The sequence below is a fragment of the Nocardia anaemiae NBRC 100462 genome (assembly GCF_001612725.1).
GTDB classification, from domain to species: domain Bacteria; phylum Actinomycetota; class Actinomycetes; order Mycobacteriales; family Mycobacteriaceae; genus Nocardia; species Nocardia anaemiae.
In genome coordinates this window covers 115987-130995 of the sequence record NZ_BDAZ01000015.1, presented here as the reverse complement: position 1 = coordinate 130995, position 15009 = coordinate 115987, and the positions used below count along the sequence as shown (strand labels likewise).

The following is a 15009-nucleotide window of genomic DNA, read 5'->3' as shown; positions in this document are numbered from 1 at the left end:
GCAACTCGCTGGAGTGGGCCACCACCTGCCCGCCGCCACGGCACAACTTCTACGAACTGCCCCGCATCCGTTCCGAGCGTCCCGCGTTCGAACTGCACTATCCGCATATGGCCGACCGCATGCGCGCCGAACTGCACGTCGGCTGGGGTTCGGGAGCCAAACACGCCGCGGCGGTCGCCGAACGGCAGCAGGCCGAGGCCCCCGCGTCGGAGTCCTGACGCCGATTACCGCGCGGTGGCGGGTATCGCGTCACGTGCCGAACGGCGCAGCTGAACGGCGGCCGCGCCGAACAAGGCCAGCGTCAGCCAGATGTATCCGTTGTGGAGGAATGTCGCGAGGTGGCTTCCCGAGGGATAGTCGTAGATGCTGCTCATCGTCGGGTCGAAGAAGGCGATCACACCACCCGATGCGACCAGCACCGCGATGAGTAGGCCGATCGACGCGACCACACCGCGACGGCGCAAGGCGAGATCGGCCAGATAGACCAGCAGGGGCGCTAGCCAGACCCAGTGATGAACCCAGCTGTACGGCGACACCGCGGTGGTAGTGAGTCCGACAAGTACCACCGCGGGCAGTTCGTATCCGGTCAGTGACAGCCGACGTGCCAGGTACAGGCAGGTCGCGGCGATGGCGAAAGCGCCTGCCAGCCAGAGCAATTGGTGCACACCCTCGACACCGATGGTGCGTGCGAGCAGACCGCGCAGCGATTCGTTGCGTGGATTCTCCGGCACGCCGACCCGCTTGGGGTCGGCGAACGCGCCGCTCCAGAAGGTCAGCGAATCCTTGGGCGTGGCGGCGAGACCGACGAGTACGGTCGCCGCGAACGCGCCGATGGCCGTCACCGCGGCGCGGTATCTGCGGGTGACCAGCAGATAGACCACGAAGAAGGCGGGGGTGAGTTTGATGCCCGCCGCGATCCCGGTCAGCACGCCCTTCCACCGCGATGTATCGGGCAGCGCCATATCGGCGACCACGAGCAACAGCAGGAAGATATTGATCTGGCCGAAGGCCATGGTCTCGCGCACCGGCTCGCACCACATCAGCAGTCCGGCGATCGGCACGCCCACCAGCACGAGCCGCAGATCGCGCCGGTAGCCGAGCATCGACAGGGCCGCCCACACCGACGCGGTCAGCATGGCGAAGTTGCCGAACGCACCGACAAAGGTGAACACGTCACCGTGCAGATTCACCAGCGGCACGAACAGCAGCGCCGCGAACGGCGTGTAGACGAATTCCCAGACACCGCGGGTGTGGCCGAGCAGGGGCGTGTCGTAGACGGAGACACCGTCGACCACCCGGTGTCCGGCGATCTGATAGACGCCCAGATCCATCAGATGCATCATCACCTGCATCGTTTCGCGCACCTGGTGGATGTAGTACACACCGGCGACGGTCCCGAGGACCGAGATCACCCAGAACGCGGCGGTGGGAATGGTGCCGCGTTCGGACTCGGTCGGTGCGGTGGTCGGCGCCGCCGCATTCTCGATCGTCGATACAGGCACGCTCATCTCCCAGCGATCGGGGTCCGGACTCGCCGACCCACGGTAGTGGCACCGCGCGCGCAGCGCACACCACCCGAGTCAGCACCGCGGCCGGATATTCTCGCGGACCGCGGCGATATCCGGATAGCCGTTCACCGCCATGAGCAGATCCGCCTCCGCCAGAATCATCCGCAGCACATGCACCAGACCCGAAACCCCGCCCAGTGCGAGGCCGTACACATACGGACGGCCGATGCCGACCATCGTCGCACCGAGCCCGAGCGCCTTGATGACATCGCTGCCCGATCGCACACCGGAATCGAACAGCACCGGCACCCGGTCGGCCACCGCTTCGACCACGCCGGGCAGCGTCTCCAGCGCGCTCAGGCCGCCATTGGCTTGGCGCCCACCATGATTCGAGCAGTAAATCCCGTCCATACCCGCATCGATCGCATGGCGCGCATCATCGGGATGGGAGATGCCCTTGAGGACGATCGGCAGCTCGGTCAGCGAGCGAAGCCATTCGAGATCGTCCCAGATGAGCGAATTCCCGAAGGTCTGCACCCAGTGCAGCACGATGGCCTGCGGATCCTCCGAGCCGACCATCTGCTGGAATACCGGATCGGAGGTGTAGTTCTTCAGCACGTGCCCGCGCAGCTGTGGGAAATTCCCGGTCGACAGATCGCGCGGCCGCCAGCCCGGAACCCAGGTGTCCAAGGTGACCGTGATGCCGCGATATCCGGCCGCCTCGGCCCGGCTCACCAGGCTCGCGGCGAGGTCGCGATTCTTGGGTGTGTACAGCTGGAAGAAGCTCGGCGTCGCACCCGCGTGACCGATGACCTCCTCCAGTGGGTCCTCCATGAGCGTCGAGAACATAGCGGGTACACCGGATTTCGCCGCGGCCGCAGCGACCGCGATGTCTCCGTGCTTATCGCCGACCAGGCCGATCACACCGACCGGGGACATGAAGATGGGGCTGGGAAAGTTCAGTCCCCAGGCCTGGACCGACAGGTCACGCTCGGTCGCGCCGACGAGCATGCGCGGAACCACGCCCCAGTCCTCGAATGCCTCGACATTGCGCCGTTGGGTCAGCTCGTCACCGGCTCCGCCCGCGATATAGGAGTGCAGCGCGGGCGGCAGCGCGGCCGCGGCCTTCGCCTCCAGCGTCGCGAAGTCCATCGGAAACTCCGGCATATGTCCGCCGAGTCCAGCGAAGTAGATCTCGTTCTGATAGTCCGCGAACGCCACTGTTCTGCCCTTCGGTGGGAAGTCGATCGGAGGGGTAGTCTCCGCTTGCCGGATAATCAGACGCTGATGCCCATGATCAACGCCGGACGAACCGCGAAACATTCGACCACGGCACAGCGCGGGACTCGGTGCGATGTGCGTCACTTTTCGGCGTCTTCGCACCGGATGACCTGCGCATCGAGGTCCGACGGCCGTACCCGCTTCAGCACGGGTAACCGCCGGAGCCACGGGTATTCCGGATCAGCTGACAGATTGTGAGAACTGCCGTGAAACTCGACTACCTCGACCTACCCGATGACCACGACCTGCTGCTGGCCGGTCAGATCAAGAGCCGTCCGCTACGGCGCCTGGTGCATCTGGCGCTCGGCCTTTCCACCGAGTCCATGGACCTGCTCACGGCACTCACCGACCGATTACGCACCGCGGAGGGCGCGCTGGCCGACCCGGCGACCAGCGGTGAGTTCTAGACCGGTACCGCCTCGATAATCGAATGCGGCCCGGCCGTCGCGACCACCCGGCGCAGCGCGAAGCCGCCGCGGGCGAGCAGGTCGCCGTATTCGGCCGCGGTGCGTTCCCGGCCGCCGATGGACAGCATGACCTCGAGGTCGAGCCACAGGCTGAAGTGCACGCGGTTGCGCGGCGGCACGACGCATTCGATCAGCAGCAGCCTGCCGTTCGGGACGATCGCGGCGCGCACCGAGTGCAGGATGCGCAGCGCGGGTTCGTCGGGCCAGTCGTGGACGATGTGTTTGAGCACATAGGCATCCGCACCCGAGGGCGCGGAATCGAAGAACGAGCCGTTCGCTATCGTGCCGCGCTCGCCCACTCCGGCGCGCTCGAAGATCTGCGCGGTGCTCGCGGTGGCCGAATCCAGGTCGTAGACAATGCCATTGGCGCGTGGTGCGGCGCGCAGGATGGCGGCGAGCAGATAGCCACTGCCACCGCCGACATCGACGATCCGATCGAAACGGTCGAAATCGTAGGCGGCCAGAATTGCCCCGACCGAGAGCTGGGTGGTCGCTTTCATCGCCTCGTGGAAGCCGATGGCGAATTCCGGATTTTTCGACAGATACTCGAATCCGGTTGTCCCATGCGCCAATTCATGACCCGATCGGCCGGTCTCGACGGCATGGACGAGTTGGCCGCGTGACGCCCAGACCGCGGGGTGGCCGAGCATCATCAGCACCGGACGCACGGTTGTCGGCGAATCCACGCGCATTGCTTCTGCCATCGGGGTGAGCGTGAAGCGGCGATCGGAGAGTTCGGCGAAGACGCTTCGGCTGGCCAGCGCTCGCAGCAATCGATAGGTGGCGTCCGAATCCGCGCCGACCACGGCCGCGATCCGATCGGCGGGCAGCGGGCCGTCGGCGAGTACATCCGCGATGCCGAGTGCGGCGGCGGTATAGAGCGCCTGCGTCATCATCCAGCCCTCGGCCAACTCCAGCACGCCGATCGGCGCGGGTGCGAGACGCTGGGCGAGCCGTCGAAGCCGGACCCGGATGCCTTCGACGACATGTGCGATACGCGGCGGCGGCAGAGCTGTTGGCGAGTACATCATCGACCTCCTCGAACATTGTCTCCCCGCCTCCCGTTCGGTTCCGCGACCATGGCACCCCAGCTACTCCGGCAGGCCAACCCCTACCGGCGACCCCTATCTGTCCGAAAGTGCACCGAGCGAAGGGTTTTCGCGGTTACTGCGCGATTACCGCAGATCGATACCGTGATGGCGGGTTCGTCGACAACACCCGTGGCCGCCCGCACCCGAAATCCAGGAGCACATGATGTCGCAGTCCACAATGGAATCGAGCACGATCGGACTTCCGACGGTCATCGGCGAACATGCGCGGCATCGGCCGGACGCGGTAGCGCTGATCTGCGGCGCGCGGGAGACGACTTATGCTGCCCTGCATCACAACTCGTGCCGAGTGGCCAATGCGCTGCTGGCCGAGGGGCTGGTCGCGGGCGACCGGATCGGCTATCTCGGACACGACAGCGCACGGTTCTACGAGCTGCTGGTCGCGGCGGCGCATACCGGAATCGTGCTGGTGCCGATCAATTGGCGACTCACCGTCGCCGAAATCGCCCATGTACTCCTGGATTCCGGTTGCAAGCTGCTCTTCGTCGACGCCGGTCGCGAGGCCGCCGCCGCGAGTGCGCTGCCGGAGGTCTCCACCGAACTGGTGCTGCGTCGGATGGATCTTGCCGGAACCGCGGGCGCCGGATTCACCGCATGGTATGCCGATCAGCCGGATACGCCGCCGCAGAGCGCGGTTTCGCGCTTCGACCCGCTGCTGCAGATGTACACCAGCGGCACGACCGGGAAGTCCAAGGGTGTGGTCATCGCGCAGCAGAGCCTGTTCGCGGTGCGCGATGTGCGCCACGAATCGGAACTGGAGTGGCTGGAGGTGCCCGAAGACGATGTCGCGCTGGTCGTGATCCCCGGATTCCATATCGCGGGACTGGCTTGGGTGGTGCAGGGGCTGATCGACGGCATCGTCACGGTGGTGCTGCCCGAATACACGCCCGGCCTGTCGCTGGAGGCCATTCGGACGCGTGGGGTCACGGCGGTATACGCGGTGCCGATCATGTTGGCGCTCATCCTCGTCGAGCCCGGCGTCAGCCCGGCCGACTTCGGCAAGCTGCGGTTGGTCGCCTACGGCGGGTCGCCGATTCCGGAGGACATGCTCGCGCAATGCATGGCGCAATTCGGCTGCGAATTCCTGCAGTTCTACGGGATGACCGAAACCGCGACACCCATCACCTTTCTCCCGCCCGATGACCATTGGGTCGGCAATCCCCGTCTGCGCTCGGCCGGGTTCCCGTATCGAGGGGCGCGGATCCAGGTGCTGGATCGGAACGGGAAGCCGTTGCCGCCCGGCGAAGTCGGTGAGGTGGTGGTGCACGGCCCCGCGCCGATGGTGGAGTACTGGAAGCGGCCGGAGGCGACCGCGGCCACACTTGTCGACGGCTGGATTCACACCGGCGATGCCGGATATCTGGATGCGGATGGTTATCTGTATATCAGCGACCGGATCAAGGACATGATCATCGTCGCCGGTGAGAATGTCTATCCGGCCGAGGTGGAGAATGTCATCGTCTCGCATCCGGCGGTACGCGAAGCCGCGGTCGTCGGCGCGCCCGATGAACGATGGGGTGAGACAGTGCATGCGTTTATCGCGCTCGTCCCCGGGCAGAGCGTGACGCCGCATGAGCTGTCGCTGTTCCTACGCGACAAGCTGGCCAGTTTCAAACGGCCGCAACACTTCCTCTTCATCGACTTCCTGCCCCGCAATGCCAGCGGCAAGATCCTGCGCCGGGAGCTGCGCGATCAGTTCTGGCAGGGGCGCAAGCGCGCGGTCAATTAGTAAGGGTGCGCAAGTCCCCGTCGAACGTAGTCGAATGGTGATCGTCCACAACGAATTCGGCCGCCGTATCACTGCGCTCGGCGAGCTGCCGCGCAGCATGCAATCCGGACGCGGCACCAGTAAGGGGCCGCGGGTAGGGGTACCTCGTCGACCAGTGCCCCTGATACACCTGGTTGATACCGCTACAGTGGCTCGATCGGGAGGCGGCGCAATGGAATTCCGTATCCTCGGTGCGCTGGATATCAGCGCCGACGGCAGCGAGATCGATCTCGGCGGGGTAACCCGCCGGGCGGTGCTCGGCTACCTGCTCCTGCACGATAATCAGGTCGTGCCGACCAGCCGCATCCGAGATGCGCTCTGGCACGGCGATCCACCGCCCACCGCACGCAAGATCGTGCAGAACGCGGTCTCCGCGATCCGCAAGGTGCTCGCCGGTCATTCCGCGACCCTGCTGACCCAGCTCCCCGGCTACCGACTCGAAGTCGATCCGGAAGTGGTTGACCTGCACCGCTTCCGCAAGCTGACCCGACTGGGCCGCGCCGAACTCGATGCGGGCGCACCGGCAAGGGGCAGGCTGCACCTACGCGAGGCGATCGGCATGTGGTCCGGAAACGCCCTCGCCGACCTGGTCGAAACCGGCATCGCCTGGAGCGAACTGACCGCCATCGAAGACGAACGCCTCAACGCCTACGAAGACTGTTTCGACGCCGAACTGGCGTGTGGACGGCACCGCGAGATCACGCCGGAACTCGAATTGCTCACCACCACAGCACCATTGCGCGAAAGCTTCCACCGGCAATACATGCTCGCGCTCTACCGCTCGGGACGCCAGGCCGACGCCCTCAACGTCTATCACCGCTCGCGCAGCACACTTGTCGATACGTTGGGCATCGAGCCCGGACACGAATTGCAGCGGCTGCATCACCTGATCCTGACGCAGGATTCCTCGTTGCAACCGAGGGTGTATCGAGCTCCGGCATGAGCCCGCCGCCTACGACGACGCTTCGTCGCCTCGTACCAACGCCAGCGCGCCCGTGCAGACAGGCCGAATCTGATTTGCCGACAAGCAATTCTGTGCTTCTTCTGGAGCCGGATCATCCTTTCCGTAAATGGTTGCGTCGACGGCGGCCAGATGGGATCGGAGCAGTCTCGGCTTATCGAGCGCCCGAGCCTCGAGCCACTGCTCGAGCCGGTCGAGGCTGCCGCTGCGTACGGTCATACCTTGCTCGTTCAACAGATTCCAGCCATAAGGTGGATTGGGTTCACCACGCACGCGCCAACCTGGACCGGCGGCGGCCTCTAGTGCGGCAACCCAGTCCCGGATCGCGTCGAGCGCTGGAGAACCTGGTCGGGGTGTCTGTGGTGTGGGCTCGGCGATCACGGCGATGTCTCGTATGAGCGTGAATGTGGCTGTGGTGGGGTGAGTTCGGCCCAGAAGTCTCGTCGGATCGCGTCCCACAGTGTTGTGAGTTCCGGCCATCGTTCGCGCGCCTGCACCCGGTCGAGCCAGTGACTGGAAGGCAACACCGAGCGGCCAGCAGTATCGTGCACGGCGAAGATCTGGATGCGATGGTGATCCAGTTGCCAGGTCGCCTGCATGCCGTTGATTTCGGTGGTGTGGATGCGGTCTACGCCGGTCACCGTCGGGGGCTCGATTCGTGGCTGCCCGGAAACAGGCGAGCTGTGCGGGCGTGGTAGTCGACAGTGAGGTTGGTCAGCCCATCCATGACATCGAGCAGGGTTTGCAGCTCCGGACCGACCCGCACCGGCAGGTGCTGCTCGGCGACTGGGAACCGCAGGCCGCGGGTGGCGGCGCGTTCACGGGGGCTCACCGTTGCGGGCACGAGCTTGCCTTCTCGGACCAAGCAACGCAGCGCGGTTGCCTTGCGCGGGCAACCTACCGCGCGGCAAGCCTTGTGTTGCTGCATGATTCGCTGCGCTTCGGCAATCGTGAGCGAATGAATGGGACGCGCATGTGCGGAGTCGCCGCTGCGCGGCACAGCGGCACATGTGGTAGGTGTGTTCATTTCATCCCCTTCACCGTGGTTGGTAGGCCCGCCCAAAGCTGGGGCGTTTCACCAGCTCCAGGCGGCCGCTTTCAACGCTATGACCACGGCACGGACCCCTGAACTGCGCAGAGGACGTTTGGATGGACACTTTCAAACCATCGAAACGTCCGAGGTGTGTCCCTTATGGTTCCGGTATGAGCCAACGTCTCGAATCGGCAATGCTGCGAGCCGAACTCGACTCGACCACGCTTGCCGCACGGGTCGGCGTGGACGTGAAGACAGTCAACCGGTGGCTGGCCGGGCGAGTACCGCACCGGCGAACCCGCCTCGCGGTGGCTGAAGCGCTGAACGAATCCGAGACCACGCTGTGGCCACAGACACGCCCCGATCTGACTGCCGGGGCACCCGCGACGGCCGAGGTGCTCAGCGCATACGCCCACCGAGCCGATATCCCAAACGACTTGTGGATATCACTGCTACTCGAGGCAACCGAACAAATCGACATCATCGGCTACGCCTATCCGTTCGTCTTCGAACTGCTGCCCGACGCGGCCGACATCATCCGCGACAAATGCCGAAGCGGCGCTCGGGTCCGACTGGCGTTCGCAGACCCCGATTGCGATCACGTCGCCGAGCGAGACAACCTGGAACAGATGCGCGGAACGCTGCCTGGTCGAATCCGTAACGCACTGAGCATGCTCGGCCAACTAACAAACACCCACGGTTGCCAGATCGGATTGCACACTACGCATCTTTATAACTCTGTATTCCGATTCGATGATCGGATGATTGTTACCCCGTATCTGGTACGGGCCCGAGGATATCAACACCCGGCGCTGTACCTGAGGCAACTTTCGCCGCACGGAATCTTCTCGTCATTCGCCGACCAGGCCGAACAGATCTGGGAAACTGTCGCACCCTACTCTCAAGGAGCTCCATATGAGCAGACGGCGTGATTATTACCGAGACCCCAACGCGCCCAAGGCGAACAGTTTGGTTCCGGGAGGGTCGGCGCTGGTGGTCGATGAGCGTGGTGCGATCCTCATGCAGCGCCGCAGCGACTCCGGTAATTGGTCGTTGCCGGGCGGTGTGATGGAGATCGGCGAGACGCTGGAGCGGTGCGTGGTTCGGGAGACCAAAGAAGAGTCGGGGTTGGACATCGAGATCACGGGATTGCTCGGAATTTATACCGACCCTGAGCACATCATCGCGTATGCCGATGGTGAGGTGCGGCAAGAGTTCAATATCACGTTCTACGGCCGTGTTGTCGGCGGCCGAATCATGGTCAGCGACGAATCCACCGAGGTTCGATTCCTCGCTCCGGACGAGCTTGCGGATGTGCCGGTGCACGATACCGTCCGGCTTCGGCTGCGACATCACGCCGAACACCGTGCCCAGCCTTATCTCGGATAGGGACCCGTGAGCTCACGCACACCTTTGATACCGACACTCCGCAGGACACGTCGGGCCGAAGATCAGAAGCTGTGCGTGAGCGCTTTGGCGCGGGGAATGTCAGGCGGGGACAGCGGATTTCAGCTGGTTAAGCAGTTTGTCGGCGGCTTCGAGGCCGGAGCGGCAGGACGCCTCGAGTGGCGCACCGCGCAGGTAGTCTCCGGCCAGTTCGAGGCCGGGGGTCGCGGCGACCTCGGAGTGCACCTGGGACAGGAACTTTCCGTGGAAGGGCACGTAGGCGCAGTACGCCGCATCCCAGATGCGTTTGACCGTGTGTACGCGATTCACGTGTTCCACGCCGAGTAAGCGGGTGAGGCGGTGTTCGGCGTCGTCGATCCACTGGTCTAGGACGGTGTCGGTGGGGGTGGGGCGGGCCTGGCGGCCACTGAAGGTGTAGCGGACGATGTGTAGGTCGTTGATGCCGTAGACACCGGCGTTGCTGCAGGGGCCATCGTCGAGCACGATGGCGCGGACCTCGGAGCCGAAGACGGGGCGGTCGTATTCGACCAAGACCACCGCGGCCGGGAAGTATTTGACCTCGGCGAGTAGATCGCTGAGTGCGGGCAGCTCCGACTTCACGATTTCGGCGCTCGCGTAGGCGGGCGAGGCGAGTACGACGCCGTCGTAGTAGTGGTCGGTCAGCGGGCCGCCGTGTTCGGAGATGCCGAGGCCGACCACGCGTCCGTCGCGGATGAGCAACTGTTCGACCTTGGTGCTCGTGCGCACGCGCACCACTTTGGACAGTTCGTCGATGATCGGCGAAATGCCGTGGGTCAGTTGGTCATAGGTGTCCATGATCATGTTGAGGTTGGTGCCGAAGGTGCCGAGGTAGACCTCGTCCGGTTCGGCGCCGTTCATGCGGACGTTCATGGGCCGGAACATATTTCGGACGATCCGCGGGCTGAAGTGCGCGCTGAGCGGCCGGTCGTCTTTGCGGTCGGCGATTCTGGTGAAGGCCGCCGAGCCCAGGAAGCGGTTCTCTTCCTTGCGGCGCACCAGGAACCCGAGATAGGCCAGTTTCAGCAGGTCTCGAACCGGGCCGAGGCGGCGCAGGCGACTGATCTTGTCCCAGGCGCTCTGTTTGCTGTCGAGGGTGAGAATTTCGCCGTCCAGCACACGGGAGGTGTTGATGCCGAACTCCTCGTATTCTGGCTCGCCGAATTCGGCCAGGAATTCGCGCAGCGCACGGTATTTGCGGCCCAGATTCTTGCCGCCGGTCATGACCGGGCGCTCGCCGAGCCGATCGACACCGAAGCGTCCGCCGAGCACCTCCATCTGCTCGATCAGTTCGACTTCGTATCCGGCCTTCTGCAGGTGCAGTGCCGCCGTCATGCCTGCGATTCCGGCGCCGACGACCGCGAGCCGCCGATCGGCCGTTTTCGGGTTCTCCATCGCGGGTCTCCTCAGTTCTGCGCGTCGGATGGGTAAGGAGTGAGTTCGATGCGGCAGTCGGCGATCCGGACGCCGGACTGGGACAGCGCCAATTCGACATCGGCGCCGAAGTCCGGATCGGCGTCGACCTGATAGGTGAAGATGAGCGGGCCGTCCAACTCCGCGAAGCCGGTGAAGGTGGCCTCGATCGAGCCGAGTGCGAATGGCTCGCCCGCGGCCACCAGGGCGGCCTGTCGGAAGCCCTCCAATATCAGCGGACCGGGGACGTGGTCGTAGGGGTGGTCGAAGAAGGATGGATGTCGGCGATCCACGAGTAGTTCCAGATCGCCGCCGACGACGACATTGCGCATATCGCGCCGTCCCACCCGGTCCGGTGCCACGGGTGCGGGAATTTCGGTTGGCATCGCTTGTTCGGCACGATTGCGGCGTTGGTGGTCGCGGAATTCGGCGTAGGTTTCGGGTGGGAATGCGATGCCACCACCGCGCACCGTGAGCGCTGGCACGGCTGCTACGGCCAATGTGGCGTCGAAGGAGTGATCGGCGAGATAGCCTGGGCCGCTGCCGGATCCGAGGTCGGTGCGGATGCGCACGGTGCCTTCCAGTGGCGTAGTTCCGGTGTCGCGCAGTGCGCCGTGATCCTCGATTTCGGCGGTCATCCGCTGCAGGCTGAGCGCGGTGCCGAGGGGAAGTCCGAGATATCGGTGTCCGAGTACGGTCATGGCCTGACGGATTGCCTCGACCGCGGCGAGCGGGTCGTGGAAGTCCGTTCGGCGATCCGACCACAGGGAGTGTGCGCGCGGAATCTGGATCGCGGCCAAGTACTCCCCCGGCCCGACGGCCGCGGTGTCGGCGACGAAAACCTCACCGAGACAGCGTCGATGAGCCAGGGAGCACGGCACGGTTTGTTCGAAACTCAGTGTGCTGGTGAGCAGTTCCTCTGGCATTGCGGTCTCCTCAGATTCCGACGCGCACGGCGTCGTCGGCGAGTTCGGCCATGACCAGTCCGGCGAGTGCGCGTGGGGTCGGGTTGTCCAAAAAGCCCTCGACCGGAATACCCGATCCGGCAAGCGCATTCATGCGGTTGCGTAGTTCGAGTACCGATAGGGAGGTCAGTCCGGTCGCGAGAATGCCGGTGTCCGGGTCGATTTCGCTGTCGTCGGTGCGGTCGACGAGTATGGCGGCGATCTGTGCGCAGATGGTTGTGAGGACGAAATCGGATCGTTCCGGCTCGTTGAGTGCGAGCACCCGGGCTCGGAATTCGGTGCTCGTATCCGTTGTTTCAGTCGGTTCTTCGTCGTACAGCGGCTGTGCGATGCGCTCGGTGGCACACCAATAGTGTTGGGTGCCACGCCAATACTTGCGGTGTTGGAAGGCGTAGGTGGGCAGGTCGACGGTGCGGGCACCCGAGTCGGCGTAGACCGCCGCCCAGTCCACCCCGACACCGCGCACCCAGGCACCGGCGACGGCACGCATGAGGCCGTGTGGTTCGGGTTCGCCGGTGCGCAGGGTCGGCAAGCAGACGCAGGGGCGATCGCCCGCACATTCGTAGGTCATGCCGGACAGCACGTCACCCGGGCCGATCTCCACGAAGGTATCGACCCCGGCATCCAGCAGGTACTGCATGCAGTCGTGGAAGAGCACGGTGCCGCGGGCTTGGCGGACCCAGTACTCCGGTGCGCACACTTCGGCGGCGGTGACCGGCTTACCGGTGACATTGGACAGCAATGTGATCGAGGACGGCTTCAATTCGGCGGCGGCCACGATCGTGGCGAATTCATCGAGCAGGCCATCCAGCTGTGCGGAGTGGAAGGCGCGTTCGACCCGCAGGCGGCGAATGCGTCTGCCACGGGCGCGCCACTGCTTGGCCAGTATGCCGATCGCGGCTTCGTCACCGGAGATGACCGTGGCATGGGGACCGTTGCTTGCGGCGATGGATACCTGATCGTCGTATCCCGCAAGCGATTCGATCACTTCGTCGAGCGTTGCGCGGATTGCGAGCATGGCACCCGGACCGAGCCGCTGCATGAGCTTGCCCCTGGCCGACACCACTGCCGCGGCGTCGGCCAGGGAAAACACGCCGCCGATATGTGCGGCGGCGAGTTCGCCGATCGAATGGCCGAGTAGGAAATGGGCTGACAGTCCCCAGGATTCGAGCAGGCGGTAGGTCGCGACCTCGACGGTGAACAGTGCGGGCTGGGTGAATTCGGTGCGGTCCAGCGCATCCGGATCGAAGATCACCGTGCGCAGCGGTCGGTCGAGATGTGCGTCGAAGGCGGCGCACAGGTCGTTTAAGGCCGCGCGGTAAGCCGGGAATGCCTCGTAAAGTTGCTGCCCCATACCGGCGCGCTGACTACCCTGCCCCGGCAACAGTAGACCCAGCTTCCGGCCAGCAGCCGAACCGGTGACCACAGTTCGATCGACCGCACCAAGCGCCGCCGTTGACGCCGCGTTGCGCAGTTCGTCCGTATCACCCGCAAGCAGCACGGCGCGGTGATCGAAGACGGTCCGGGTGGTCGCCAGTGAGAAGCCCACATCCGCGACATCCGCCGCAATGGAATCCAGACGCGCGGCCTGATCCCGCAGCGCCTGCGGTGTCCGGCCCGAGACCACACAGGGATACACCGGATACCGCTGGACCGCTGGCGGCTCCGAATCGGCAGAGCTTTCGGACGGGTCGTATTCGACGATGACATGTGCATTCGTGCCGCTGAATCCGAATGCCGAGACCCCGGCCCGCCGTGGGCGTCCGGTCTCCGGCCACGGTCGCGCATCGCTGGCCAACCGGACCCCGCCCACCGACCAATCGATGTGCTCCGAGGGTCGATCCACATGCAATGTCGCGGGCACGACCCCGTGCCGCATGGCCAGCACCATCTTCATCAATGCCGCTGTGCCCGCGGCGGATTGAGTGTGTCCGATATTCGATTTGATGGACCCCAACCACACCGGCTGTTGCGGATCGCGATGACGGCCATATGCGGCGAGTAGGGCCTGCGCCTCGATCGGATCGCCGAGCGGAGTACCGGTGCCATGGCCCTCGACCACATCGACATCGGCGGCCGACAGCTCGGAATTCGCGAGCGCCTGCCGGATAACCCGTTGCTGCGCTCGACCATTGGGCGCGGTCAACCCATTGGACGCCCCATCGGAATTGATCGCGCCGCCACGGATCACGGCGAGCACCGGATGTCCGTTGCGCCGCGCGTCGGACAGTCGCTCCACCACGAACATGCCAACGCCCTCGGCCCACGCCGTGCCATCGGCGGCCTGTGCGTACGGTTTGCAGCGGCCATCGGGTGCCAGTGCGCGCTGCCGGGAGAACGCGATGAACGGCGACGGCAGCGACATCACCGTAATGCCGCCGGTCAGCGCCAGCGAACACGCACCGCCACGCAGGGACTCGACCGCCTGATGCAGCGCGACCAGCGCACCCGAACAGGCCGTGTCGACGGAGACCGCCGGACCTTCCAAACCGAGCAGATAGTTGATCCGTCCGGTGGCGAGGCTGGCCTGGGTGCCGAGCACGTAGTAGGTCTCGAAGCCGTCCCAGTCCGGCGACCAGTCCGAATAGATCTGATCGCTGACCGCGGCGAAGACCCCGGTGTCGGTGCCACGCAGGGTGGCCGGGTCGATCCGCGCCCGCTCGATGGCCTCCCACGCGACCTCGAGCAGCAGCCGCTGCTGCGGATCCATCGCCCCGGCCTCGCGTTCGGATACCCCGAAGAATCCGGCATCGAAATCCGCTATGCCGTCCAGGAATCCGCCGAGGCCAATGGTTTTCATACCGGGCTCGTCATGCGCGGCCGCGGGTCGCCAACCGCGGTCGGTCGGGAACTCCGAGACCACCGATCGCTGGTCGATGACCAAATCCCACAGGTCCTCCGGCGATCGGACGCCGCCCGGGAACCGGCAGGCCATACCGATAATCGCGATGGGCTCGGACTGTTTCGCCTGTACGTCGCGCAGCTTCTGCCTGGTCTCGTGCAGTTCTCGCACGGCGCGACGCAGATATTCGCGCAACTGTTCGTCATCGGCCACGGTAATGCACCTCCCTCCGGCATT

General features: G+C 65.0%; 14 protein-coding genes and 1 pseudogene. 6 read left to right on the top strand and 9 right to left on the bottom strand.

Annotated features, from left to right (window positions below):
* Positions 1–218, top strand: a pseudogene (locus tag NA5_RS10535) (cytochrome ubiquinol oxidase subunit I); the annotation flags it as partial.
* Positions 219–224: 6 nt separating this feature from the next.
* On the opposite strand, the gene NA5_RS10530 reads toward NA5_RS10535, so the two are convergent.
* The gene (locus NA5_RS10530) at positions 225–1502 is read right to left on the bottom strand and encodes a glycosyltransferase 87 family protein (protein ID WP_245672183.1); all 1278 of its coding nucleotides are present in this window, start codon (positions 1500–1502) and stop codon (positions 225–227) included.
* A 78-nt stretch (positions 1503–1580) separates the two neighbouring features.
* Positions 1581–2729: an alpha-hydroxy-acid oxidizing protein gene (locus tag NA5_RS10525; protein ID WP_062984498.1), complete on the bottom strand. Its 1149-nt coding sequence runs from the start codon at positions 2727–2729 to the stop codon at positions 1581–1583.
* Positions 2730–2983: 254 nt separating this feature from the next.
* On the opposite strand from NA5_RS10525, the gene NA5_RS10520 reads away from it, so the two are divergent.
* Positions 2984–3196 carry a hypothetical protein gene (locus NA5_RS10520; protein WP_157110324.1) on the top strand — a complete coding sequence of 71 codons (213 nt, stop codon included), beginning with the start codon at positions 2984–2986 and terminating at the stop codon, positions 3194–3196.
* Here the strand turns inward: NA5_RS10520 and NA5_RS10515 are convergent.
* Complete coding sequence (locus NA5_RS10515) at positions 3193–4284, bottom strand: methyltransferase (RefSeq protein ID WP_063813278.1); 1092 nt, start codon at positions 4282–4284, stop codon at positions 3193–3195. The genes NA5_RS10520 and NA5_RS10515 overlap by 4 nt on opposite strands.
* A gap of 226 nt (positions 4285–4510) precedes the next feature.
* On the opposite strand from NA5_RS10515, the gene NA5_RS10510 reads away from it, so the two are divergent.
* Positions 4511–6094 carry a long-chain-fatty-acid--CoA ligase gene (locus NA5_RS10510; protein WP_063813285.1) on the top strand — a complete coding sequence of 528 codons (1584 nt, stop codon included), beginning with the start codon at positions 4511–4513 and terminating at the stop codon, positions 6092–6094.
* Between the two features lie 211 nt (positions 6095–6305).
* The gene (locus NA5_RS10505; protein ID WP_062984490.1) at positions 6306–7076 is read left to right on the top strand and encodes an AfsR/SARP family transcriptional regulator; all 771 of its coding nucleotides are present in this window, start codon (positions 6306–6308) and stop codon (positions 7074–7076) included.
* Positions 7077–7085: 9 nt separating this feature from the next.
* Here the strand turns inward: NA5_RS10505 and NA5_RS40260 are convergent, their stop codons facing one another.
* From NA5_RS40260 to NA5_RS10495, 3 genes are all read right to left on the bottom strand, one after another.
* On the bottom strand, positions 7086–7313 hold the full coding sequence (locus NA5_RS40260; protein WP_157110323.1) for a hypothetical protein: 228 nt from the start codon (positions 7311–7313) through the stop codon (positions 7086–7088).
* A 158-nt stretch (positions 7314–7471) separates the two neighbouring features.
* Complete coding sequence (locus tag NA5_RS10500) at positions 7472–7735, bottom strand: hypothetical protein (protein WP_062984488.1); 264 nt, start codon at positions 7733–7735, stop codon at positions 7472–7474.
* Positions 7732–8121 carry a hypothetical protein gene (locus tag NA5_RS10495; RefSeq protein ID WP_062984486.1) on the bottom strand — a complete coding sequence of 130 codons (390 nt, stop codon included), beginning with the start codon at positions 8119–8121 and terminating at the stop codon, positions 7732–7734. The genes NA5_RS10500 and NA5_RS10495 overlap by 4 nt, the downstream gene beginning before the upstream one ends.
* A gap of 176 nt (positions 8122–8297) precedes the next feature.
* Here NA5_RS10495 and NA5_RS10490 point away from each other — a divergent pair, with 176 nt between their 5' ends.
* Positions 8298–9059 (top strand): DUF5919 domain-containing protein, encoded by a 762-nt coding sequence (locus NA5_RS10490; RefSeq protein ID WP_062984484.1) that lies wholly within the window; start codon positions 8298–8300, stop codon positions 9057–9059.
* Positions 9043–9516: an NUDIX domain-containing protein gene (locus tag NA5_RS10485; protein WP_062984482.1), complete on the top strand. Its 474-nt coding sequence runs from the start codon at positions 9043–9045 to the stop codon at positions 9514–9516. The genes NA5_RS10490 and NA5_RS10485 overlap by 17 nt, the downstream gene beginning before the upstream one ends.
* Positions 9517–9615: 99 nt before the next feature.
* Here NA5_RS10485 and NA5_RS10480 read toward each other — a convergent pair whose 3' ends face one another.
* From NA5_RS10480 to NA5_RS10470, 3 genes are read right to left on the bottom strand one after another with little or no spacing between them, the layout of a single operon-like run.
* The gene (locus tag NA5_RS10480; RefSeq protein ID WP_084484016.1) at positions 9616–10947 is read right to left on the bottom strand and encodes a protoporphyrinogen/coproporphyrinogen oxidase; all 1332 of its coding nucleotides are present in this window, start codon (positions 10945–10947) and stop codon (positions 9616–9618) included.
* Positions 10948–10958: 11 nt separating this feature from the next.
* Positions 10959–11891, bottom strand: coding sequence for an AfsA-related hotdog domain-containing protein (locus NA5_RS10475; RefSeq protein ID WP_062984480.1), 933 nt, complete (start codon positions 11889–11891; stop codon positions 10959–10961).
* Positions 11892–11901: 10 nt separating this feature from the next.
* Complete coding sequence (locus NA5_RS10470; protein ID WP_062984479.1) at positions 11902–14985, bottom strand: type I polyketide synthase; 3084 nt, start codon at positions 14983–14985, stop codon at positions 11902–11904.
* Between the last annotated feature and the right edge of the window lie 24 nt (positions 14986–15009).

What these genes read in the sequence shown, in the direction of transcription:
- NA5_RS10515 (WP_063813278.1), bottom strand. Translation starts at nt 4,284, where the DNA reads ATGTACTCGCCAACAGCTCTGCCGCCGCCGCGTATCGCACATGTCGTC.
- NA5_RS10510 (WP_063813285.1), top strand. Translation starts at nt 4,511, where the DNA reads ATGTCGCAGTCCACAATGGAATCGAGCACGATCGGACTTCCGACGGTC.
- NA5_RS10505 (WP_062984490.1), top strand. Translation starts at nt 6,306, where the DNA reads ATGGAATTCCGTATCCTCGGTGCGCTGGATATCAGCGCCGACGGCAGC.
- NA5_RS40260 (WP_157110323.1), bottom strand. Translation starts at nt 7,313, where the DNA reads ATGACCGTACGCAGCGGCAGCCTCGACCGGCTCGAGCAGTGGCTCGAG.
- NA5_RS10495 (WP_062984486.1), bottom strand. Translation starts at nt 8,121, where the DNA reads ATGAACACACCTACCACATGTGCCGCTGTGCCGCGCAGCGGCGACTCC.
- NA5_RS10490 (WP_062984484.1), top strand. Translation starts at nt 8,298, where the DNA reads ATGAGCCAACGTCTCGAATCGGCAATGCTGCGAGCCGAACTCGACTCG.
- NA5_RS10485 (WP_062984482.1), top strand. Translation starts at nt 9,043, where the DNA reads ATGAGCAGACGGCGTGATTATTACCGAGACCCCAACGCGCCCAAGGCG.
- NA5_RS10480 (WP_084484016.1), bottom strand. Translation starts at nt 10,947, where the DNA reads ATGGAGAACCCGAAAACGGCCGATCGGCGGCTCGCGGTCGTCGGCGCC.
- NA5_RS10475 (WP_062984480.1), bottom strand. Translation starts at nt 11,891, where the DNA reads ATGCCAGAGGAACTGCTCACCAGCACACTGAGTTTCGAACAAACCGTG.